The organism is Turicibacter sanguinis (assembly GCF_013046825.1).
Lineage (GTDB): Bacteria > Bacillota_I > Bacilli_A > MOL361 > Turicibacteraceae > Turicibacter > Turicibacter sanguinis.
The window spans coordinates 1,298,976-1,320,930 of the sequence record NZ_CP053187.1; the positions used below are offsets into that span (position 1 = coordinate 1,298,976).

At 32.7% G+C, this 21,955-nt stretch carries 22 protein-coding genes and 1 riboswitch; of the genes, 15 read left to right on the forward strand and 7 right to left on the reverse strand.

All coding sequences use genetic code 11. From position 1 onward, the window contains the following. The first annotated feature begins 11 nt into the window (after positions 1-11). Positions 12-761, forward strand: a complete 750-nt coding sequence (gene nagB / locus HLK68_RS06340) for a glucosamine-6-phosphate deaminase (protein WP_039931082.1) — start codon at positions 12-14, stop codon at positions 759-761. 267 nt (positions 762-1,028) lie between these two features. Then, complete coding sequence (gene nagE / locus HLK68_RS06345; RefSeq protein WP_006785662.1) at positions 1,029-2,450, forward strand: N-acetylglucosamine-specific PTS transporter subunit IIBC; 1,422 nt, start codon at positions 1,029-1,031, stop codon at positions 2,448-2,450. Between the two features lie 35 nt (positions 2,451-2,485). Here nagE and HLK68_RS06350 read toward each other — a convergent pair whose 3' ends face one another. Further along, the gene (locus HLK68_RS06350) at positions 2,486-2,926 is read right to left on the reverse strand and encodes a staygreen family protein (protein WP_006785663.1); all 441 of its coding nucleotides are present in this window, start codon (positions 2,924-2,926) and stop codon (positions 2,486-2,488) included. A gap of 69 nt (positions 2,927-2,995) precedes the next feature. On the opposite strand from HLK68_RS06350, the gene HLK68_RS06355 reads away from it, so the two are divergent. Next, on the forward strand, positions 2,996-3,670 hold the full coding sequence (locus tag HLK68_RS06355) for a copper homeostasis protein CutC (protein WP_006785664.1): 675 nt from the start codon (positions 2,996-2,998) through the stop codon (positions 3,668-3,670). Between the two features lie 89 nt (positions 3,671-3,759). Then, entirely contained in the window at positions 3,760-4,893 is a 1,134-nt protein-coding gene (locus HLK68_RS06360) for a helix-turn-helix domain-containing protein (protein WP_132942703.1), read from the forward strand. 730 nt (positions 4,894-5,623) lie between these two features. Here HLK68_RS06360 and HLK68_RS06365 read toward each other — a convergent pair. Beyond that, positions 5,624-6,400 (reverse strand): alpha/beta hydrolase, encoded by a 777-nt coding sequence (locus HLK68_RS06365; RefSeq protein WP_006785666.1) that lies wholly within the window; start codon positions 6,398-6,400, stop codon positions 5,624-5,626. Positions 6,401-6,529: 129 nt separating this feature from the next. On the opposite strand from HLK68_RS06365, the gene proC reads away from it, so the two are divergent. From proC to HLK68_RS06390, 5 genes are all read left to right on the forward strand, one after another. Beyond that, positions 6,530-7,336 carry a pyrroline-5-carboxylate reductase gene (proC, locus tag HLK68_RS06370; protein WP_006785667.1) on the forward strand — a complete coding sequence of 269 codons (807 nt, stop codon included), beginning with the start codon at positions 6,530-6,532 and terminating at the stop codon, positions 7,334-7,336. Positions 7,337-7,631: 295 nt separating this feature from the next. Next, positions 7,632-7,805, forward strand: a riboswitch (Lysine riboswitch). Between the two features lie 275 nt (positions 7,806-8,080). Continuing rightward, positions 8,081-9,514 (forward strand): YfcC family protein, encoded by a 1,434-nt coding sequence (locus HLK68_RS06375; protein ID WP_006785668.1) that lies wholly within the window; start codon positions 8,081-8,083, stop codon positions 9,512-9,514. Between the two features lie 125 nt (positions 9,515-9,639). Beyond that, the gene (locus HLK68_RS06380) at positions 9,640-10,770 is read left to right on the forward strand and encodes a M20 family metallopeptidase (RefSeq protein ID WP_009607586.1); all 1,131 of its coding nucleotides are present in this window, start codon (positions 9,640-9,642) and stop codon (positions 10,768-10,770) included. Positions 10,771-10,925: 155 nt separating this feature from the next. Next, on the forward strand, positions 10,926-12,083 hold the full coding sequence (locus tag HLK68_RS06385; RefSeq protein ID WP_132942704.1) for an AI-2E family transporter: 1,158 nt from the start codon (positions 10,926-10,928) through the stop codon (positions 12,081-12,083). 132 nt (positions 12,084-12,215) lie between these two features. Continuing rightward, positions 12,216-13,661 (forward strand): immunoglobulin-like domain-containing protein, encoded by a 1,446-nt coding sequence (locus tag HLK68_RS06390; protein WP_006785671.1) that lies wholly within the window; start codon positions 12,216-12,218, stop codon positions 13,659-13,661. 31 nt (positions 13,662-13,692) lie between these two features. Here the strand turns inward: HLK68_RS06390 and HLK68_RS06395 are convergent, their stop codons facing one another. From HLK68_RS06395 to HLK68_RS06405, 3 genes are all read right to left on the reverse strand, one after another. Further along, positions 13,693-14,157, reverse strand: a complete 465-nt coding sequence (locus HLK68_RS06395; protein WP_129821259.1) for a methylated-DNA--[protein]-cysteine S-methyltransferase — start codon at positions 14,155-14,157, stop codon at positions 13,693-13,695. 100 nt (positions 14,158-14,257) lie between these two features. Then, positions 14,258-14,716 (reverse strand): hypothetical protein, encoded by a 459-nt coding sequence (locus HLK68_RS06400; protein WP_055165673.1) that lies wholly within the window; start codon positions 14,714-14,716, stop codon positions 14,258-14,260. Positions 14,717-14,737: 21 nt separating this feature from the next. Beyond that, entirely contained in the window at positions 14,738-15,475 is a 738-nt protein-coding gene (locus HLK68_RS06405; RefSeq protein ID WP_132942705.1) for a uracil-DNA glycosylase family protein, read from the reverse strand. A gap of 69 nt (positions 15,476-15,544) precedes the next feature. Here HLK68_RS06405 and HLK68_RS06410 point away from each other — a divergent pair, with 69 nt between their 5' ends. The 3 genes from HLK68_RS06410 to HLK68_RS06420 all read left to right on the forward strand — a co-directional run bounded on the left by HLK68_RS06410 (position 15,545) and on the right by HLK68_RS06420 (position 17,376). Continuing rightward, on the forward strand, positions 15,545-16,213 hold the full coding sequence (locus HLK68_RS06410; protein WP_006783655.1) for a Pr6Pr family membrane protein: 669 nt from the start codon (positions 15,545-15,547) through the stop codon (positions 16,211-16,213). 63 nt (positions 16,214-16,276) lie between these two features. Then, the gene (locus HLK68_RS06415) at positions 16,277-16,891 is read left to right on the forward strand and encodes a PH domain-containing protein (protein WP_006783656.1); all 615 of its coding nucleotides are present in this window, start codon (positions 16,277-16,279) and stop codon (positions 16,889-16,891) included. A 44-nt stretch (positions 16,892-16,935) separates the two neighbouring features. Further along, on the forward strand, positions 16,936-17,376 hold the full coding sequence (locus HLK68_RS06420; protein ID WP_006783657.1) for a GNAT family N-acetyltransferase: 441 nt from the start codon (positions 16,936-16,938) through the stop codon (positions 17,374-17,376). A 47-nt stretch (positions 17,377-17,423) separates the two neighbouring features. On the opposite strand, the gene HLK68_RS06425 is transcribed toward HLK68_RS06420, so the two are convergent. Together HLK68_RS06425 and HLK68_RS06430 are read right to left on the reverse strand one after the other, a co-directional pair. Further along, positions 17,424-17,639 carry a hypothetical protein gene (locus HLK68_RS06425; RefSeq protein ID WP_132942706.1) on the reverse strand — a complete coding sequence of 72 codons (216 nt, stop codon included), beginning with the start codon at positions 17,637-17,639 and terminating at the stop codon, positions 17,424-17,426. A 1-nt stretch (position 17,640) separates the two neighbouring features. Then, positions 17,641-18,498, reverse strand: coding sequence for a DUF4438 domain-containing protein (locus HLK68_RS06430; RefSeq protein WP_132942707.1), 858 nt, complete (start codon positions 18,496-18,498; stop codon positions 17,641-17,643). 375 nt (positions 18,499-18,873) lie between these two features. Here HLK68_RS06430 and HLK68_RS06435 point away from each other — a divergent pair, with 375 nt between their 5' ends. The 3 genes from HLK68_RS06435 (at position 18,874) to HLK68_RS06445 (ending at position 21,955) form a co-directional block, all read left to right on the forward strand. Continuing rightward, entirely contained in the window at positions 18,874-19,944 is a 1,071-nt protein-coding gene (locus HLK68_RS06435; RefSeq protein ID WP_132942708.1) for an NAD(P)H-dependent flavin oxidoreductase, read from the forward strand. 104 nt (positions 19,945-20,048) lie between these two features. Then, the gene (gene accB / locus HLK68_RS06440) at positions 20,049-20,567 is read left to right on the forward strand and encodes an acetyl-CoA carboxylase biotin carboxyl carrier protein (RefSeq protein WP_006783661.1); all 519 of its coding nucleotides are present in this window, start codon (positions 20,049-20,051) and stop codon (positions 20,565-20,567) included. A 35-nt stretch (positions 20,568-20,602) separates the two neighbouring features. Further along, on the forward strand, positions 20,603-21,955 hold the full coding sequence (locus HLK68_RS06445) for an acetyl-CoA carboxylase biotin carboxylase subunit (protein WP_009607424.1): 1,353 nt from the start codon (positions 20,603-20,605) through the stop codon (positions 21,953-21,955).

The window sequence follows — 21,955 nt, forward strand, 5'->3', positions numbered from 1 at the left end:
GGGTGTTAATGATGAGAATTTTAGTATGTGAAAATTATGATGAAATGAGCAAAAAAGCAGCACAAATGATTTTAAGTCAAATTACATTAAAACCAAATTCTGTTTTAGGGTTAGCAACAGGAAGTACGCCAATTGGGATGTATGGAAATTTGGTTAAAATGTATCAAAGTGGTGTATTAGATTTTTCAGAAGTCCAAACTTTTAACTTAGATGAATATTATGGACTTCCTGAAAGCAATGATCAAAGCTATCATTATTTTATGAATGAACATCTATTTAAGCATGTGAATATTTTAAAGGAAAATATTCATATTCCAAATGGGATGGCTTCAGATATTGAAGCGGAATGTGCAAATTATGATGCAGCTATTGCAAACTCTGAAGGAATTGATATTCAGGTTCTTGGAATTGGAAACAATGCTCATATTGGATTTAATGAGCCAACGATTCTATTTGAAAAAGGAACTCATGTGGTAGAATTAGATGAATCAACAAGAGAAGCAAATGCTAGATTCTTTAATAGTTTAGAAGAGGTACCAAAGCAAGCTATTACAATGGGAACAGGATCAATTTTTAAAAGCCGAAAAATTATGTTACTGGCTTCAGGAGCAGGTAAGGCCAAAGCAATCTATGATACAGTGCATGGAAAAGTACGTCCGGAAGTTCCAGCTTCTATTTTACAATTCCACAGTGATATTGTTTTAATTTTAGATGCTGAGGCGGCGAGTTTACTTTCTGAAGAGGACTATAAACGATGTTAATAAAAAAGGGAGTATTTCAACAACGAAATACTCTCTTTTTTTCTATTAAATTATATAAAATATCATTTTTTTCTCTTTTTTTATAAAAAACACTTGAAATAGAAAACGATTTCATTTAAACTATAGATGCACAATTGGTATAGACCACTTAGAAAAGGCATTTTATCATAACCAGTTGATGGACAAATATTTTGCATAAAAATAATGATCTATGGATAGAGCTTATTATTTTTATCGATATCTTAATAAAGTGTAGGGGGAAGTAATATGATTAAGTTTTTACAACGCATTGGAAAATCACTGATGCTACCGATCGCCTGTTTACCAATTGCAGGATTAATGTTACGTCTTGGACAACCAGACGTTATTGAAGCATTAGGATCAGGAGCGTTTGTTGAAAATGTTCTACCGTATTTTGCAGCAGCTGGGTCTGCATTATTTAATAATTTACCACTATTATTTGCAGTAGGGGTTGCCGTAGGTTTATCAGATGATCAAAATGGTGCAGCTGGACTTGCAGGGGTCATTACTTACTTAACGTTAACAAATGTAACAGCAACATATTGGACAAATAACTATGCAGAGGCAGTGGCTGAAACATTAGATATTTCATTCTTAGGTGGTATCTTAGCTGGGGTTATTGCAGGATTATGTTATAACCGATTCCGTAATACTAAGTTACCAGAATTCTTAGCGTTTTTTGGGGGACGACGTTCAGTTCCAATTATGGCTGGTTTAATTTCATTTGTTGTTGCAATTCCATTAGCAATGATTTGGCCAACGATTCAAAATGCTTTATCGGATGCTTCAGTTGGAATTGCCGGAATGGGAGCCTTTGGTGTTGCAGGATTCATGTTCTTTAATCGTTTATTAATTCCAATGGGATTACACCATGTATTAAACTCATTCTTCTGGTTCCAATTAGGGGAATACAATGGAGTAACAGGTGACTTAAACCGCTTCTTTGAAGGAGATCCAACGGCTGGTCATTTTATGGCAGGATTCTTCCCAGTTATGATGTTTGGTTTACCTGCTTTAGCACTTGCAATCTACTTTGCAGCTAAAAAAGAAAAACGTAAAGCAGTGGGAGGAATGTTACTATCACTTGCTTTAACAGCTTTCTTAACAGGGGTAACAGAGCCACTAGAATTTTTATTTATTTTCTTATCACCAGTTTTATTAGTCGTGCATGCAGTACTTTCTGCAATTTCAGGATTTATTGTTGATTCATTAGGAATCTTACATGGATTTACATTCTCAGCAGGATTTATTGATTATGCAATTAACTTTAATTTTGCAACTAAACCACTATTAATCTTATTAGTTGGATTAGGAATGGCAGTTTTATACTTTGTAGTATTCTACTTCTTAATTACAAAATTAAACTTACCAACACCAGGTCGTGAAGAAGACGACGAGGAGTTCACTGAAAATACAGTAATTTCAGGAGATTATAATGAACTTGCTAAAAAATACATTGAAGGTTTAGGTGGAAGTCAAAACTTAGTTAAAATCGATAACTGTGCAACACGCCTTCGTCTAGAAGTAAAAGATGCTACATTAGTACAGGATAAAGCATTAAAAGCAATTGGAGCACGCGGAGTTGTTAGATTAAGTAAAACAAATGTTCAAATCATTGTTGGAACAAATGTAGAATTCGTTGCAGATGCAATGAAAGCATTAGTTTAATATCAAAAAAAGGAGTCGAATATCGGACTCCTTTTTTATATATAATCAGAAAATAACCCGACGTATTTTATACAATCAAGAGTAGGATCTTTAGAATGAAGAAAAAGATAAATGGATGAATCTAATAACTGCTCATGTTGAGAAAAAAAAGAACAATCTCCGTATTTGATAGCTTTGATTAAACGAGGAAGCTCCGCAATTAAAGCATCAATAGGGTTTAAATTTTTAGTTGGATGAATGAAATCAACATCGATATAAATATAATACAGATATTTTTTTTCATCATAAGTTGTCCATTCACCTAATAATTTAAATTCACTAGAAATTAAATGTTGATACATGAATTCATGGTTGATACAAAGAAATAAGTCTGAGATATTAGGATCATGTACTAATGTGTATCGTCTAGGAATAATTTGATTAAAATTATTTAATTCATCATTAATCCAAATATAATCAGATGTAGCTTCATTCATCTATATGCCCCCTTTTAATATAATTTATGAGAGAATATAGGTGAGCGGAACATGTAAGGGAGGATATTTATGCTAGAAATTATTGCAATGACATTAGAAGATGCAAAAACAATTGAAGAATGTGGAGCTGATCGAATTGAACTAGTTAGTGCCTTAACAGAAGGGGGATTGACGCCAAGCTACGCTATTATTGAGAGTGTTGTGAAAAGTGTGAAAATTCCAGTCAATGTCATGGTTAGGCATCATGCTAAAAGTTTTAATTATAGTAATGAGGAAGTAGATTTAATGATTCGGGATATCGAAATCATTAAATCATTGGGCGCAAATGGGATTGTTCTTGGACTATTAGATGGTCAAAATCAGATTGAGGAACAACAACTTAAACAACTTTTAAATGTTTGTAATGGATTAGAAGTTACGTTTCATAAAGCCATAGATGAAACAAATGTACTTGAAAGTGTTCAGACATTATCTAAATATCCACAGATTACAAATATTTTAACGGCAGGGGGACTGAATCATATTACGAAGAATGGCGATGTGATTAAACAAATGATTGCCAAGTCAGGACACATTAACGTTTTATTAGGAGGAGGACTAACTCTTGATAATTTCAATTTGATAAAAACAGAGACAGGGGCTACAGACTTCCACTTTGGAACAGCAGTTAGAATAAACAAATCTCCATTTGGTGAAATTGATAAACAAGAGCTTTTGAGATTAGTTAATTTAGCCAAAAAATAGCATACTTTTAGATATTTTTTTATACAAAGAGTTAGTTATACGTTAAAATATAAGGTAATCATTTGTAAATAAGGTTCGGAGGATACGTTATGTTTTTAACAATTGGAGAAAAAATTCGTCAAGTACGTAAACAGTATGGATTAAAACAAGTTGCCTTTGAATCGTTTGGATTTTCACGTAACTATATTAGTATGTTAGAAACAAATAAAAGATCTTTAAATGAAGAAATGAAACAACTCATGTATGATGCATTAGATCAATTAACAAATGGATTGTTTAAAGAGAATTATACGTATGAACAATTTTGTTTAACACCAGAACAACAAGCAGAAATTTGGTTAGAGGAACATTGCACGTTAGAGTACGGTCTAAGTGATTATGAGATATTTAATGAAGTTGCGACAAAATATGAATTATTTCAACCACTTATTAATTTGAATGAGAAAATAGCAATTCATTATTACACTACTCGTGATCATCAGAGATCAAATGAATACTTTTTAAAGGCTATTTCATATTGTAATCAAACGGATATCAACCCAGCTAAATATTATAATTTGGTTGGAGTAAACTTTAATCAGCTGGGGCAGTATAAAGATGCCATTGCACAATATAAGATAGCTAGTTATTTCTTATCAGAAGAGACAGGAAGTCTTAAATATAAAAATTTATATGATATGTCTACTAGTTATTTATATGATGGAGATTGTGAACAAAGCTTAATTTATATTGATGAAATAATGAATCAGAATGAAGATATAATGGCAAAAGGTTCATCATATTTATTAAAAGGGATGATTTTACAAAAACAAAATAAGGATGAAGAGGCCAAAAAAATATTATTAGAGTTCATTGAAAATCCATTTTGTCCTCCAATTTTAGGACATGCTTATCATAATCTAGCCTATTTAGAATACAATAATGGATTTTATGAAGAAGCTAAATCAATTTTTAATGAAATTAAAAGAGATATTTTTACAAGTGCTCATATGGACCAAAAAGAGGATTTTATTACATGGGGACTTCAAATGTATCTTGATTTAAAGGATTTTGATTCAATTAAATCTTTATTTGAAGAAGTAAAAGAGTTAATCAAACAAGCATTAGCTATTCCCTCAACTTTATTGTTGATGGAAAAACAACTTTATAAAACAATTATTAACGAGAGTTTAATTAAACCAGATAAAGTGTTACAGTATACTTCATTAATAAAATCTCTATGATGGAAAATGTCACAGATTTCGACAAAAATCTGTGACATTTTTTAAATTCAAAATTTGTGGGAAACTAAGTATAATAGAGCTTGTGAGATGAAGTGATGAGTAAATTAATTAGAGGTTTTTTATTTATTAAAGAAACTTAGGGGTAAGTTTTTGGGTTAGTGTTATGTTATTCAATTAGTCGTTTATTTATTTCTCTTAACTAGTGGGACAGATAAGAGCAAAAAAAGAGTGTTAGTAGGGGTACTAACACTCTTTTTTTGTCTAAAAAGCAATAATATTCAATAGGATTAAACAGGTTAGTAGAGCAGGAATAGAAAGTAAATAAACTAGTTTCTTTTTGCTTTCGCTACTGTTATGGAATATAGTGACAAGACAGATTAATACTAAATCAATTGTTAAAAAGAGGGTTATTACATTGTGTGAGATTTTTAGGTCCCAAATACCAGGAATAAAGAACTCCATCAAGGTTAAAAGGGTGATAATAAGAATTCCCCATAAACTTTTAGATAAATCTAATTCGTGTGATTCATTATTGCGACAAGAAAAATATACACATCGAACTAAAACTACTGAGGTAAATAAGTAAGGACTTAATAAAAAAAGTTGATAAATATACTCTATGATAAACTGAAAATTCAATAGTTAACACACCCTTTCATTAATTTTTATGTAAGCTAAATTTTTGATATGATAACTATTTTAAGCACCAAAAAAGCAGGAAACTCCCTGCCTAAAGTAATTGCGATTTAAAAAATGATTCTGTTGACTCAAATAATAATGCTAAGTAATTAAGAGTCTCAAATCCATGACTTGCACCGGTGATTGTAATGAGTTGTGCTCGATTATTGTAGTATTTCAAATATTCATAAGAAGTCTCGATTGGAACAGTTAAATCTTTATCCCCATGAACTAATAAAACAGATCCTTCAAATTTCTGTGCCGTTTCATAAACGTGTAAGTTAATATCTTGAGTGAAGAATTTCATACCGACTTGTAGAGTTCCCCATGGAAGATAACCAGATTCCTTTATCTCTTCCGTTATTTGTTTTCCAAGTAAAAATCCATTTCTAGCCATGTCAGGAATAAAACCAGCGGGTGCCCATAAGCAAAGTGACTGAATATCATGTGGACGAAGTCCTGCTAATAGACTAGCAACGCAGCCACCCATACTCATTCCAAGAACACCAATACGCTTTGAGTCAATATACTCAAGTGAGCGAACATAATTTAAAATAGCATGGGCATCTTCAAGTTCGGTACTTACAGACATATCTGAGAAATCACCGTCGCTTTCACCACTTCCCATAAAATCAAAGCGATAAACTGCAATACCAGCAGTCTCTAATCGTTTAGCCAATCTTACGAAGCTAAATCCAAATTCACAACGATTAGCTGTGAAACCATGAAATAAAATTATAGCTGGAATAGAAGAACTTATTTGATTAGGAAGGTGTTCAGTCCCACGTAAAACAAATCCATCTCTTACAAACTCAATAGCTTTCATCATTTAAAAATCCCCCCTAGTATGATTACTAAACTTACTATACCACGAAGGCAATGAATAGTTAAGTAAACGTTTTTATTATTATTGAGAAGTATAAATAAAAGACTATAATAAAATAAAGGAGGATGAAATATGAAGTATCCGGTTGGATTTATTGGTAGTGGTAATATGGCGATGGCGATGTTAAAAGGATTATTGAAATCTGAATTAATATTATCAAATGATATTTTGATGTCTAATCCTAGCCAGACAAAAGTTAATCGATTTGTTGAAGATTATAAAATAAATGGGACAACTTCAAACCAAGACGTTGCAAATTTATGTCAAATTGTTATTTTAGCAGTTAAGCCATATTTATATCCCGCTATTATTGATGAAATTAAAGAAAGTATTCATAAAGAAACCATTATTGTGAGTATTGCAGCAGGACCAACACTTCAAATGATTGAGGACTATTTTCAAAAAAGTATTAAGGTAGTTCGTACAATGCCAAACACACCAGCACAAGTCGGTGAAGCGATGTCAGCAATTATACCAAATCGCAATGTTACAGAAAATGAGTTAAATCAAGTGATTGCTATTTTTAATAGTTTTGGAAAATGTGAAGTGGTGTCTGAAGTATTAATTGATTCCGTTATTGCTGTGAGTGGATCATCACCTGCTTATGTTTATATGATGATTGAAGCAATGGCTGATGCTGCTGTTTTACAAGGGATGCCACGAAATCTTGCTTACGAATTTGCTGCACAAGCAGTGCTTGGAGCGGCGAAAATGGTACTAGAAACAGGGATGCATCCAGGGGGATTAAAAGATCAAGTTTGTTCACCAGGTGGCACAACAATTGAGGCAGTTGCTAAATTAGAACAAGAGGGATTTAGAGCAAGTATTATGAATGCTATGGAAGCTTGTGCAAAGAAATCTAAAAAAATGAGTAAATAAAAAAGACACGCTTTAAAACTAGCGTGTCTTTATAGGCTATTTATATAATTTATCTTCTTTTTTCTCAAATTTTTTTCCTCATGACGTTGTTCTTTATGATGAATTTCCATTTCATGAATTTTTTCTTTAATACTCATTAAGGCCATCTCATTTTTAAAAATTTATTATAGTTAGCTCTCTATAGTGTATTTATTAAAAAAATATAAAATAGAAATTTTATTGGATAGTTACATAAATTTACACTTGCAAAAGAATAGAATATAGTTTATGATTTAATTAATTAAAAAATAAATAGGTTTTAGATAGAGGTGCGGTAACTAAGAGTACTATTGAAGAGTGAAGACGTAGACGCAATAGGAAAGGAGTTCTCGCCGAAGCCTATCATCGATACTTTAAGGTGATAGAGCTGGTGTTATGTAAAATATACTTAACACTGTCACAAAATATTTTGTGGTGAGCTATCATTTAAGATGAATGCATTGTATATCGATTAAATGATATATTAAAATTCAAAGTCTTGAGTGATTTGCTCAAGGCTTTTTTTTATTAAAGCCAACCATAAAAATTGTGGAGGGCTATCATTTGAGCATTCAAAAGTAAACGCACGTTATGTGATTATTTCTGAAAAGTCTTGAGTGATACTCAAGACTTTTTTTATTGTGAAGCTCTTGCACCTCATACCATCCAAGAAAAGATGGGGACAATGCTTTATTGGATGTTAAAAACCTGAAGGGAGATTAATATATGTTAAGTCTTAGAAGAGCCAGAAGTATTGAAACTGAGGCAGGTGCGAAAAAAGAATTTAAAGTACCACATACGCTAGTTATTATTTCTTTTATCTTAGTCATCGTTGCCGTAGCAACATGGATATTACCAGCTGGGATGTATGAGCGAGTGGTTAATGATTTAGGTCGAACAGTCGTTGTGGATGGATCGTTCCAATACATCGAGCAATCACCGCAAGGATTATTTAGTTTATTACAAGCTCCATTAGAAGGAATTGTAGGAGCTTCAGAAATTATTGCCTTTTTATTTATCGTAAGTGGAGCAATTGCTATTATTACAAAAACACGTGCAATTGATGCTGGAATTACAAGTGCCGTTAAATCGTTCCATGGAAAAGAGATGTTAATGATTCCGTTTATTATGGGATTATTCTCATTAGGTGGCGCAGTTTTTGGAATGACGGAAGAGGCAATTCCATTTATTGCAATGTTGATTCCACTTTGTTTAGCTTTAGGTTATGACAGTATTATGGCGATGGCTATTTCTTATGTTGGATGTATTGTTGGTTTTGCTACAGCAATGATTAATCCATTCTCAGTAGGGGTTGCTCAAAGTATTGCAAATGTTCAAGCTGGATCAGGTGTGGGATTCCGTACTCTAATTTGGGCAGTTACAACTTTAGCATCTATTCTATTCTTAATGTGGTATGGTCGTCGTATCAAACGTAATCCAGAATTAAGTCCCGTTTATGAAATTGATCAGTCACGTCGTGAAGCATTAAAAGAATCAACTGAAGAACATATCGAGTTTACAGTAAGACATAAAATTATTTTATCTTCGATTTTAGTTTGTTTAGCTGGAATTGTCGTTGGAGTACTAAAATTTGATTTTGCTATTCCAGAAATCGCGGCTTTATTCTTAGCTACAGGAATCGTGGCAGGATTTATTGGACGTTTAAGTTTTGATGATATGGCAACATCGTTTGTAAGTGGAGCAAAAGATATGATTGGAGCAGCTATTGTGGTTGGATTTGCTCGTGGAATCGTGATTCTTGCACAAGATGGTCAAATTATTGATACAATTCTTTACCAATTATCAAACTTCATCGGTCAATTACCTTCGTTAATTGCGGGATATGTCATGTTCTTTGTTCAAATGTTTATTAACTTCTTTATTTCATCAGGTTCAGGACAAGCAGCTTTAACAATGCCGATTATGGCGCCACTTGGTGAGTTAGTTGGAATTACACCGCAAACATCAATTTTAATTTTCCAATTTGGTGATGGATTCTCAAATGCGATTTTCCCAACAAGTGCAGTCTTAATGGCTTGTTTAGGGGTAGCAGGTATCCCATGGTCAAAATGGATTAAATGGATTTTACCACTACAAGTTATCTTTGGAGTAATTGCTATTATCTTTATTACAATTGCTATTTTAATGGGTTGGTCATAATATTAATTTTGCTAGGCATTTTCTTTATAGAGAATGCCTAGTAAACTATAGTTGAACTTAAAATGAAAAATGAATTAGAATAAGAAGAAATCTATCAATAGATTTTTGTATACAGGAGGGGCATTATGAAAGAACAATTATTGCAAATTAGTGAAGAGCTTAAACAAAGATTATGGGAAATGAGTGACTATATTCATGATCATCCTGAGCTTGGAAACCAAGAGTTCGAAGCTGTAAATACATTAACTTCATTTTTAAAAGAACATAATTTTTCAGTTGAAGTAGGTGTTGCAGGATTAGAAACAGCATTTACAGCGGTTTACGATAGTAAAAAACCTGGATTATCTGTCGCTTATTTATGTGAGTATGATGCATTACCTGATTTAGGTCATGGATGCGGTCATAATATGATTGGTGTAATGAGTGCTGGAGCAGGGGTTTTATTGAGTAAAATTATCGATGAAGTTGGTGGAAAAGTTTATGTTTTTGGAACGCCAGCTGAAGAAACAAATGGCGCTAAAGTAACCATGGCTGAGGCAGGATTATTTAATGAGATGGATGCTGTTATGATGGTTCATCCGGATGGATATACAACAGAAAGTGGAACATCTTTAGCAATGGAAGCTTTACAATTTGATTATACAGGACGTCCTTCTCATGCAGCAGCGAGCCCAGAGAATGGAATCAACGCTTTAAATGCTGTTATTCAATTATTTAATGGAATTGATGCATTACGCCAACATGTTAAATCAGATGTTCGTATGCATGGGATCATTACAAATGGTGGGGTAGCAGCGAATATTGTACCAGAACATGCCACAGCACAATTTTATATTCGTGCAGCAACGAAAGAATACTTAGCAGTTGTTAAAGAAAAAGTTTTAAACATTGCACAAGGTGCTGCTTTAATAACAGGAACAACAGTAGAGATTAGTAACTATGAATTATCTTATGATGATTTAAAAACGAATCAAGTATTATCAAATGCATTTAATGAAAATTTACGTCAACTTGGAATCACAGATATTCATCCAGCTAAAAAGGAAACTGGATCAGTCGATATCGGAAATATTAGTAACATTTGTCCAACGATTCATCCCTATATTGGAATTGGTGATTGTAAGATTGTTGGACACTCACAACAAATGGTTGATGCAACCGTTACAAGTCTTGCACATGAACGTCTAGTCATTGCAGCATTAGCTTTAGCATATACAGGATATGACGTGTTAAGCGAATCAATTAAATTAAAATAAAATACTTTTATATGCCACCTCATCTCGTTAATAGGATAGGTGGCTTTTTTACAAAAATTACTTAAATATAGGCGAATATAAGCTACTTTTTTAGCCTAATAATAGTATATAATAGAGTTATAATTTAGTATGAAATAACAATAATAGGAGGAGTTATGAAGATTAATTGGGATAAAAAATATACTACCATTGCGATATATGCTTTTATTGTCATTTGTTTCAGTATTGTTTTTGCTAACATTATATCAAAATTAGATGCTTTTACAGGAAAGATGAGCCAAATAATGGCCGTTTTTCAACCATTTATTATTGGTTTTATCATCGCTTACTTAATTAATTTTATCTTGAAATTTTATGAGGATAGAGTCTTTAAGAAGTTTATTAAAGGTTCAAAAAAATCTCTGCGTGGGGTAGCGGTTATATTATCATATTTAACTGCAAGTTTAATTTTTTATGTCTTTATTCAATTCGTGGTTCCACAATTAGTCGAAAGTATTACAGGGTTAGTTAATGACATTCCAAGATATCTATATGATATGAAAGTAATACTCGAACAGACGTTAAATGAGACGGATATTAGTCCAGAATACATGACGTTAATCAATGATAAATTAACAGAAATTACGAACTGGGTGCTCCAATTAGTCACAAATCTTCTACCAATTATCGGTGGAATCGTCATGGCTTTTGCATCGAGTGTATGGAATATTATTTTAGGAATTATCATTTCGGTTTATTTACTGGTTGATAAAGAAAAGTTCTTTGCACTTGGAAAGAAAGTAGTCGTTGCATTATTTAATGATAAACATGCAAATATTATCTTAAATCTTGCTAATCGCACTAATTTGACATTTGGAAAATTTATTGGTGGAAAGATTATTGACTCAGCTATTATTGGGGTTTTAACCTTTATAATCTTAACAATCTTTAAAATGCCATATTCATTATTAATCTCTGTTATTATTGGAATGACGAATATTATTCCATTCTTTGGACCATTTATTGGAGCTATTCCATCAGCGATTATTATTTTATTCATTTCGCCAATTAAGGCAGTATGGTTCGGGGTTATTATCCTTGTGATTCAACAAATTGATGGGAATATTATTGGACCTAAAATTTTGGGTGACTCAATCGGAATTTCAGCTTTCTGGATTTTATTCGCTATCTTAGTTGCAGGGAAACTATTTGGATTAGTTGGAATGATTATTGGAGTTCCAATGTTTGCACTAATTTATTCAATCGTTAAAGATGTCATTGAAATTCGTTTAAGTAAAAAGGGATTACCGACAGACACAACAGAATATTTATAATATAAAAAGGAACTATCTTAAATTAAAGATAGTTCCTTTTTATATTTTTAAAATCAATGAGTAGAAATTTAGAAAGAAAGGGAAACTATTAGCAACGAATAAAATTTGTAAAATAGGAGTTGTCTATCTAAAATGGTTAAAAAAAGTATTCTCTTTCTGTTTATTTTATTCATGACTTTTACAACAATATCAACGACTCATGCAATGAGCAATGATATTGTCAATATTCCAGATCAAAGTTTGAAAATCGCTTTAAATGAAGCATTAGGGAACTCGAGTGAAAGTGATATAACGAAAAAACAATTATCAACATTGAAGGTAGCAAATTTAAATGGTAAAGGAATTTCTAATTTAGAAGGATTACAGTATGCAACTAATTTGACGTTACTTAGACTGCAAGATAATCAAATATCCGACTTGTCCCCATTAACGAATTTAAGCAAGCTTAATTACCTTATTTTAACCAATAACAAAATTCAAGATATCTCGGCTCTCTCTCATTTAGTTAATTTAAGTTTATTAAATATTGCGAGTAATGAGATAAGGGATTTAGGTCCTTTATCTAATCTAGATGAATTAGTTTATTTGTACCTAGCTGATAATAACCTTTATGATATGACTCCTGTCACAGAGATGGAGGATTTAGAGATTATTGATTTTTCTAATAATCACGTGAAAGATATTAGTCGGTTTAAAAGTTTAGCTCAGTATTTGTATGGATGGGGCCATGAACAGACTATCGATTTAGGAGAATATTCTGTGAAAAAAGGGGATACATTAAAAATAAAAAATCCTATTTTAGATTTTAATGGTCCTGTTGGAAAAGTAAATGTTGAAGATGGTTATTATGATTTGAAAACAGATGAAGTAGTATGGGAGAATATTCAAGAAAGCCAAGATCTAAAGTTTACTTTTTCAGAAATAGCCTCTTCATCTGATGGGGTAGAAATTGAGTTTGATGGAACAGTTTTTCTTCATGTTAATCTAGATTTAGGACAAACTCCCATCATAAGTGGAGCAACTGATTTAACCTTGAGTGTTGGGACCCCTTTTAATTCATTAGAAGGTGTTACAGCTTATGATGCAGAAGATGATGATTTGACATCTCAAATTCAAGTTAGGGGAATGGTAGATATTAATATAGTTGGACGATATGAACTGATTTATTCAGTGATGGATTCTAGTGGAAATACGACGACGGTTACGAGAATCATTTCGGTATTGCCATCAAGTAGTATCATCAATGAACTTCCAGTCATTCAAGCTAGGGATAAAATTATTAAAGTTGGTGATGCATTTGATCCATCAGAAGGTGTTACTGCGTATGATATTGAAGATGGAAATTTAACTTCTGAAATCAAAATTATTGAAAATAATGTGAATGCATCTGTTTCAGGTACGTATCATATCACGTATCAGGTTAGTGATCGTGATGGAGCATTGGTCACGAATTCTGTTACAATTACTGTCATGAATCAGGTTACACCCAACACAGGATTTAATAGCTGGCTCCTTCTTGGTATCGGAGTTGTATTATGTACAGGTGGAATAGTTTTAAATAGAAGAAAAGAAAATTAGCATAAAAAATAGCTCTACTTTTGGCGTAGAGCTATTTTTTATGTTTTCGTTCATGGTCAATAAGCCATTGTTTTCGATCAAGTCCCCCTACATAGCCTGTTAAAGATTGATTAGCACCAATGACTCGATGACAGGGGATAACAATTCCAATCTTATTCTTATTATTTGCATTTCCAACAGCACGACACGCTTTAGGGTTATTAATTGAATCTGCAACATCTTTGTAGCTTACCAAACTCCCATAAGGAATCTCTGATAAAGCATTCCAAACTGACTTTTGAAATTCAGTTCCCTCTAATACACAATCAAGCTCGAATTTCACTCGCTCACCTTTAAAATATTCATCAAGTTGAATCAAAGTTTTCTTAAGAATTTCAGGTTGCACTGTTGTCTCTTGAATCTTATCCACAAACCACAATTCACGTAAAAAATGCTCATCTGTTATTATTTCAATTAAGCCAATAGGTGACTCATAATAACCAATAAATTTACTCATACTTCATCAAAACCTCCTCATATCGTGAATGTTCATTCACTGTGTTTCGAGGATTTTAAATCCTTTATTAACATAAAAACTAGTTGATTTCACATTATCTTTATAAATGCAGAGGCTTAGACGATTTATAATTGAAATAAGTGATTAAAACATGGAAAATTAAGAAAATAATCATAGGAATAATTGCTAAAAAATTACGAAGTAGGATAGCTCCTAATATAAAATAGATAACAGGAACAATGGACATGGCTAATAAAATAGTTAATGTTTTACGCCCTAAAAATAATAATCCCCACAGGAGATAATAAAAAATTAAAAATAGAGCTATAATAGACACTAAACTCATAGAAATTACAGGCTGATTGATAGGCTCAAAGAAAATTAACAAACCAATAAAAATAAATTGGGCACCATGTTCAATCATATCAAGTGTTCTATGTGAATTAGGAGACGTTTCAGAACCGAATTTTTCTAAAAATATAAAATATAAAACATTAGGTAACATGGGTAGTAAAACAAGAAGAAATCCTGCCATAGAAAAATTAAATGATAGATTCATTTTTAACTCCTTTAGTTGTGGTTATTTAGAAAAGTATTTATCAATTTGATGCATCATAGATTCTTTATTTTTATTAAACTGTTTAAAACGGTGACCGTTAGCTCCTGAAGGGTGTGGAAATCCCTTTAGGATGTGCGATTCATTTATTAAACCTTCTTGTGCTAAATAAAGTAGAACTTCTTCAACACTTTTCCCAAGAGGAATAATTAAAACAGGATCGAGTTTATTTAATTCAGTTATAAAGTTATCTTTTACATAGGACATCAACATAGGCGATTTTAATAGATTAGGTGTATGACCTGTATAATTTTTTCCTTTTACAAATACAGAATAAGGGATAAGCGATATTGTATGAAGAAGATCATCATGCTCTTCAAACAGTTCAGAAGCGTTAGTTATCCCCAATTTATCAGTTAAGTTTAATTGATTAAGAAATTGAATTAAATTTTGACGTAGGCTCCCACTAAAACGACCTGCTTTTTTACAACGATATTGAATTTCATCAAGTGATAGATTTTCTTCAAAACAGCTTCTAGCTTCAGAGATAGCCCTTGACATCTGTTCAAATCCAGGTGTAATTCCTACAATAAAAATCTTTGCTTGAGGATTTAAATATTCATTATGAGGAGCATAATAGATTTCAACAGCCCCCTGTTGTTCAATTAAAAAATCAGGCGTTAACAACTCTTCTTTCGTATACTTCTTTTTTAGGGGTAAAACTTTAATTACATTAGTAAATTGTTTTAGGTTATATTTCATTACTAAATCTCCTTTTATTCTTTTTAAATACTTCCTTACATAAACTAGCAAAAGTAGGGGAGGGATTTTATGAATTTTAAAAATGTGTGGTTTACTTTATTGTGGCGTATCTTAATTATTATTAGTACAGCCTACGGAATTTACGCGGGTGTATTTCTTATAAGTGGAGAAACAAATTTTAAAATTTTATTGTATTACACGATGCAAAGCAATTTATGGTGTTTGATTTTATATAGTTATATCGTAGTTAAAATGTTATATCAGCTAAGAAAACACCAATCAATTCAAAAAAAAATATGCTCATCTTGGCTTAAAGGTGGATTAACATCGGCAATTCTAGTCACCTTTTTATTATACCAATTTATCATTATTCCGTATTGTCTTGAACATGGATCGGTTCATCAAATGTTTTCACCATCAGATATTTCGGTACATTATCTGGCACCGTTTCTCGTTTTTATTGATTTCCTTTTATTTGATCCTAAAAAACAATATAGTTGGTACACCCCATTTCAGTGGCTTAGTATCCCCATCTTATATTTCCTCTTTGTTGTCACGTGTAGTTTTATTCACGTACCTGTTCCAGAGCCCGAGCATCCATTTTTATATTTCTTTTTAGATATAGGAGACATAGGCATCAAAGGATTTAGTTTAAATATGATAAAATTGACATTGCTCTTTCTATCAGCAGGATATTTTACTGTTTTCATAAATGATATTAAAATAGGTAAAAAGTAGCCCTTGCTAATTTAAATGCATGTGATATAATCATCTCAATATCTAAACAAAGGGGAAATCAAGATGTTAAAAAAATTTGCTGCAGATGCATTAGGAATTAGTGATATTGGGAAAATTATTAGTCCAAACGACTATGATAAAGTAATGGCAGATGACTTTATTATGCATGAAGATGATGAAAAAATCTTCTTCTTAATTAAATCAAAAACAGATGAATACTGTTTTACAAACTTAGCTTTAATTCATGTCGATGGTACATCAGCTGTTAGTAGTAAACGTCTAGTGAAACGATATGATTACTATAAACATACGATTAGCCATGTTATGATTGAAACAGCAGGAACAGTGGATTTAGATTGTGAATTAAAATTTGATATCGATAATCAAGAGTTCTCAATTGATGTTAATCGTAATCAATTAGAACAACTAAAAGATATTTATAAAGCTTTAATTAAAATTTCTCATATCATCGAAGAAAATCAGGTATTATTACAAAAATCAGAACAAACATTAAACTTTGCATCCGTTGCATGTGGTTCACAACGTCAAGAAACAGGTAATTTATTAGATCAATTTGTAAAGGTAAACGAATACGCATTTAATTGGATTAAACAATCACGTGAAGCCTACATTCAAAAAGACTTTACAGAAGTATTTGAAAAATATATTAATAACTAAGAAGAGGAATCCTCTTCTTTTTTCACATTGAAAGGAAGAAGGCAATGCAATTTAAACAGATCGAATTATCAGACTTAAATGTACTAGTAAAAATGTATATCGAAACATTCAATGCAGGGCCTTGGAACGATGAGTGGACAGTTGAGACGGCATCCAGACGATTAACACAAATGATTAAATGTCCAGATTCATATGGATTATTAGCGTATGTGGATAATGTTCCTGCTGGAATGATTTTAGGAGCCGAAGAACAATACTATAATGGATTAATGTTTAACATTAAAGAATTCTGCATCAATAATCAGTTGCGAGGAAAAGGGCTTGGAACAAGCATCTATGAAGAATTCGAGAAACGATTGAAGGAAAAAGGAATCAGAGAAATTATCTTACTAACATCTCCTGGGCCTCAAACAGAAGGATTCTATCACAAAAGAGGATTTGAAACATCTAAAGGTATGATTATGATGGGAAAATTAATTGGATAAATAGAAAAAAGACTGAATCGAAATAATTTCGACTCAGTCTTTTTTAATTATGAGAAATGTTTCTTTAATTCCTTAATATCATCTGCTTCAATCCATTCCTCAGTATATCCACAATTTTCACATACATAACGATGTAAACGAGCCGCAATTGATAATGTTACGTTAACCATAATATTATTTCCAGTTCCATGAATTAAAACCTTACTCGAGATAAAAATTAATGATTTAAATTCACACTTAGGACAGCATTTAGTCTCTCTCATTTTATAGCTGCTTCATATACTTTGTTATATTAGCTGAATGGTCAACAATTGGTTCGAAAATAGAATACTTACATGACATAATCGTCGTTACACCAGGGCCATGTCCTGCTTTTACACAATCACTGTGCACAATAATTCCAAGTGTCATAGCACCTTTTAAGTAACCGCGACCGTACGTTGTATCACAATCCTTTAATAACACAAGGTCTCCAAAACGTAAATGATGAAGCCCTAGACGTCGTACCTCATCCAAATCTCCTGTCATAATATCATAATCCCCAGAATAAGCACTATTAGCTCCAATTCCAGACCCCATTAAATAGGGGGGAATAATCGCTGATACGGGAACTTGCAACTTATCGTTGACCTCTTGTATCTGTAATTTCTGTAATAAAATAGGATCAAGATTCATGACATGAACATCAGGATAGTCGAGTAATTTGAGCCCTTGGCCATATGCCTTAATTAAAATAGAATCATCAATGCAAAGGTCTTCTAATATATCCGCATCAAAATGAACTAAAGTATGCTCAATTCCACCGTGAGAACCCGTCACATAACCTAAACGTCCTTTTGCATCACCACTTACAACCTTAGCCACATTTCCAATGCAAGCAAACGTCATTAAAGCATCATTCTCTGAAGCATTCTCATTACGAATCGAAACACCTGGTTCAACATGATCACCTATCCACCCAAATGCAGGATCGCCAACAGAAACATTATAAGAAATCCCCCCTGTTGAAGGTAAAATCATCGGAACCCCTTCTTGAGTAATTCTATAATTGCCGCCTAGTGGATGATGAACTTTTCCTTGAACAGACCATTTCACAAGTCGACCTTCATTCGTTCTTAGCATCAGTATCTCCCCCTTAAGAATTAATGCATATCTACAAATTAACATAACACATTTACTAGCCTAATAGGGGAAGTACTACCCATCATAATTCGCCTAAAGTTCTAATTGTTTGATGAAATTAGGATAATTAAGAAGGATTATTTTTGAAATCCTTATTTTTCGACAAATGCATGAGTGAATATTTAAACAAGATGGTGTTAAATCCTTCATTTAATAAGGTTTTGTTAATAATCTAGTTAATGTGGCCTGTTTGAATTAAGTTTGAAACTCAAAATTTTTACTTTGAATATCAAAAAAATATTCACATTTTACAAATTTGTGTGTTATAATCCTTCACATAGTTTGAAATGCAAAATAATAACGGGTGGTGGAGAAATGGAAATTAAACCATTAAAAATTGGACCGTTTGAATTAGAGTTACCGATTGTACAAGGTGGAATGGGAATTGGTATTTCACGTTCTAACTTAGCGGCGGCTGTCTCAAATCACGGAGGGTTAGGCGTTTTATCGGGAGTTCAAATTGGACATGATGAACCTGATTTTGAAAATAATACAGTGCAAGCTAACTTGCGTGCAATGAAAAAACATATACAAAAGGCCAAAGAGGTAGCAAAAGGAAAAATGCTTGGATTAAACTTAATGGTTGCAATGGAGAATTACGAACAATATGCTAAAGCAGCTGTTGAGGCAGGAATTGATATTATTATATCGGGAGCAGGGTTACCTCTTGTACTTCCAGAATATACAAAAAATACAAAAACAATGTTTGCACCGATTATATCAAGTGCAAAAGCAGCAACTGTTTTATTAAAACACTATGATAGAAAACATCAAGTAGCACCAGACATGATTGTGATTGAGGGACCAGAAGCGGGTGGACACTTAGGATTCAAACCAGCCGATTTAGAAGAAGGAAATATCGATCTTGATCAAATTGTTAAAGAAGTCATTGAAGCTGTTAAACCATATGCAATGAAATATGAAAAACATATACCAATCATTGTAGGTGGAGGAATCTATGACGGAGCAGACATTGCTCATTATTTAAAACTTGGAGCAGATGGGGTTCAAATGGCAACACGTTTTATTGCAACTGAAGAGTGTGATGCTCACCCGAACTTTAAACAAGCTATAATTGATACTAAAGAAGACGATATCATCTTAGTGAAAAGTCCGGTTGGAATGCCAGGTCGTGCCATTCGTAATCCATTTAGTGAAAAATATGGTATCAAAAAAGAGAAAATAAAAAAATGTTACCGATGTGTTATCCCTTGTAATCCCGCAACAACTCAATACTGTATTAGCAAGGCACTTCTACATGCAGTAAGAGGAGAAGTTGAAGAGGCTTTACTATTCTGTGGGGCAAAAGCCTATAAAGTAAATGAATTGACAACTGTAGAACGTTTATTAAAAACTTTAAAGTCTGAAATAATCGCGACATCGTAATTGGAAACTATTGACAGAAAGGGTTCTGTCTTATATATTAAGCTATATATTTGAAGTTCAAAATATTTGATTAAAAAAATATTTGAATATCGGAGGAATTTTGTATGAATCAAAAACAAGAACGTGAAGTTCGAGATGTGACGAAAACAGATTATCTAAATCAAGTCTTACAATTAATGGAAAGATTTACTGAAAGTGAAATGACAGGACTCCAACTTGAGGTTGATGGATTAAAACTGAATCTTAAAAAAGAAGTGAAAGAAATCGTTCAAAATATTGCAAGTACACCAATGGTTCAGCCAGTCATCGAGGTTTCACCAGTCTCTCAAACTCAGGTAATGACAACAGCCCCAATTGAAACAACACTTCCAAAAGAACAAACAAACATTCAAGAGGTTAAAGCGCCACTTGTTGGGACATTCTACGGTTCGAATGCACCGGGAGCAAAAGCCTTTGTATCAGTTGGAGATCAGGTTAAAAAAGGACAGCCGCTTTGCATTATTGAAGCCATGAAGGTTATGAATGAAATTGAATCTCCATGTGATGGAATCATTAAAGAAATTAAAGTAACAAATGAAGAAGCGATTGGATATGATCAAGTTTTAATGCTAATCGAAGTTTAAGGCAAGATAAAGGGCAGAAAAAGTGAGGTGTCATGATGCTTAGAAAAATTTTAATTGCTAACCGTGGTGAAATTGCAGTTCGTATTATCCGTGCATGTAAAGAAATGGGAATTGAAACAGTTGCTATTTATTCAACGGCTGATAATCGCGGATTACATGTTGACTTAGCAGATGAGGCAATTTGTGTAGGTCCAACAAAAATTCAAGATAGCTATTTAAATATTAATAATATTTTGAGCGCTGCTATCTCAACGGGATGCGATGCGATTCATCCTGGTTTTGGATTTTTATCAGAAAATAGTACCTTTGCTTCATTAGTTGAGGAATTAGGACTAAAATTTATTGGTCCAAAAGGATCCATCATTGATAATATGGGAAATAAATCAAAAGCTCGTGAAATGATGATAGCTGCTAATGTACCTGTTGTCCCTGGAAGTGATGGGTTAATTGAATCTATTGAGCAAGGAAAACGGGTGGCAAAAGAAATTGGTTATCCAGTCTTAGTTAAAGCTTCTGCAGGTGGTGGTGGACGTGGAATGCGTGTTATCAACTCGGAAGATGAATTTGAAGATTTATTCCAAACGGCTAAACTTGAAGCAAAAATGTCATTTGGAGATGATTCGATGTATATGGAAAAATTCATTGAGAATCCAAGACATATTGAGTTTCAAATATTAGCTGATCAATTTGGGAACGTCGTGCACCTTTATGATCGAGATTGTTCAGTTCAAAGACGCAATCAAAAAGTCATCGAAGAAGCTCCATCTCCAGTATTAGATGAGCTAACACGTCAAAAAATGGGGGAAATAGCAGTTCTGGCGGCTAAAACGGTTGGATATGAAAATGCCGGAACAATTGAGTTTCTCCTAGATAAGCATCAAAACTTTTATTTTATTGAAATGAATACTCGAATTCAAGTTGAGCATCCAATCACGGAAATGATTACAGGCATCGATTTAATTAAAGAACAAATTAAAATTGCATCTAATTTACCTCTATCTTTCACACAAGAGGATATTAAAATTAATGGTCATGCCATGGAGTGTCGTATTAACGCTGAAAATCCATCTCTTAACTTCAAACCCTCTCCTGGAACAGTAGAAACATTCAATATTCCAAGTGGATTTGGTGTTCGAGTTGATACATCTGTTTATCAAGGCTACACGATTCCACCATTTTACGATTCAATGGTTGGAAAACTTATTGTTCATGGTGCTAATCGTTGTGAAGCTATCGCTAAAATGAAACGTTCACTTGAAGAGTTAGTAGTAGATGGAATTGATACAAATATAGATTTTCAATATGCCATTATGGAACATAAAAACTTTATAGATAACAAATATGATACAAGCTTTATTCAAAAACACATGCATGAATTGGAGGGATAG

Bases quoted from the DNA above. Each gene is read 5' to 3' on its own strand.
- HLK68_RS06435 (WP_132942708.1), top strand. From the start codon at position 18,874: ATGGAAATTAAACCATTAAAAATTGGACCGTTTGAATTAGAGTTACCG.
- HLK68_RS06375 (WP_006785668.1), top strand. From the start codon at position 8,081: ATGTTAAGTCTTAGAAGAGCCAGAAGTATTGAAACTGAGGCAGGTGCG.
- HLK68_RS06365 (WP_006785666.1), bottom strand. From the start codon at position 6,400: ATGATGAAAGCTATTGAGTTTGTAAGAGATGGATTTGTTTTACGTGGG.
- nagE (WP_006785662.1), top strand. From the start codon at position 1,029: ATGATTAAGTTTTTACAACGCATTGGAAAATCACTGATGCTACCGATC.
- proC (WP_006785667.1), top strand. From the start codon at position 6,530: ATGAAGTATCCGGTTGGATTTATTGGTAGTGGTAATATGGCGATGGCG.
- accB (WP_006783661.1), top strand. From the start codon at position 20,049: ATGAATCAAAAACAAGAACGTGAAGTTCGAGATGTGACGAAAACAGAT.
- HLK68_RS06355 (WP_006785664.1), top strand. From the start codon at position 2,996: ATGCTAGAAATTATTGCAATGACATTAGAAGATGCAAAAACAATTGAA.
- HLK68_RS06415 (WP_006783656.1), top strand. From the start codon at position 16,277: ATGTTAAAAAAATTTGCTGCAGATGCATTAGGAATTAGTGATATTGGG.
- HLK68_RS06425 (WP_132942706.1), bottom strand. From the start codon at position 17,639: ATGAGAGAGACTAAATGCTGTCCTAAGTGTGAATTTAAATCATTAATT.
- HLK68_RS06400 (WP_055165673.1), bottom strand. From the start codon at position 14,716: ATGAATCTATCATTTAATTTTTCTATGGCAGGATTTCTTCTTGTTTTA.
- HLK68_RS06445 (WP_009607424.1), top strand. From the start codon at position 20,603: ATGCTTAGAAAAATTTTAATTGCTAACCGTGGTGAAATTGCAGTTCGT.
- HLK68_RS06430 (WP_132942707.1), bottom strand. From the start codon at position 18,498: ATGCTAAGAACGAATGAAGGTCGACTTGTGAAATGGTCTGTTCAAGGA.
- HLK68_RS06405 (WP_132942705.1), bottom strand. From the start codon at position 15,475: ATGAAATATAACCTAAAACAATTTACTAATGTAATTAAAGTTTTACCC.
- HLK68_RS06390 (WP_006785671.1), top strand. From the start codon at position 12,216: ATGGTTAAAAAAAGTATTCTCTTTCTGTTTATTTTATTCATGACTTTT.
- HLK68_RS06420 (WP_006783657.1), top strand. From the start codon at position 16,936: ATGCAATTTAAACAGATCGAATTATCAGACTTAAATGTACTAGTAAAA.
- HLK68_RS06380 (WP_009607586.1), top strand. From the start codon at position 9,640: ATGAAAGAACAATTATTGCAAATTAGTGAAGAGCTTAAACAAAGATTA.
- HLK68_RS06360 (WP_132942703.1), top strand. From the start codon at position 3,760: ATGTTTTTAACAATTGGAGAAAAAATTCGTCAAGTACGTAAACAGTAT.
- nagB (WP_039931082.1), top strand. From the start codon at position 12: ATGAGAATTTTAGTATGTGAAAATTATGATGAAATGAGCAAAAAAGCA.
- HLK68_RS06410 (WP_006783655.1), top strand. From the start codon at position 15,545: ATGAATTTTAAAAATGTGTGGTTTACTTTATTGTGGCGTATCTTAATT.
- HLK68_RS06395 (WP_129821259.1), bottom strand. From the start codon at position 14,157: ATGAGTAAATTTATTGGTTATTATGAGTCACCTATTGGCTTAATTGAA.
- HLK68_RS06350 (WP_006785663.1), bottom strand. From the start codon at position 2,926: ATGAATGAAGCTACATCTGATTATATTTGGATTAATGATGAATTAAAT.
- HLK68_RS06385 (WP_132942704.1), top strand. From the start codon at position 10,926: ATGAAGATTAATTGGGATAAAAAATATACTACCATTGCGATATATGCT.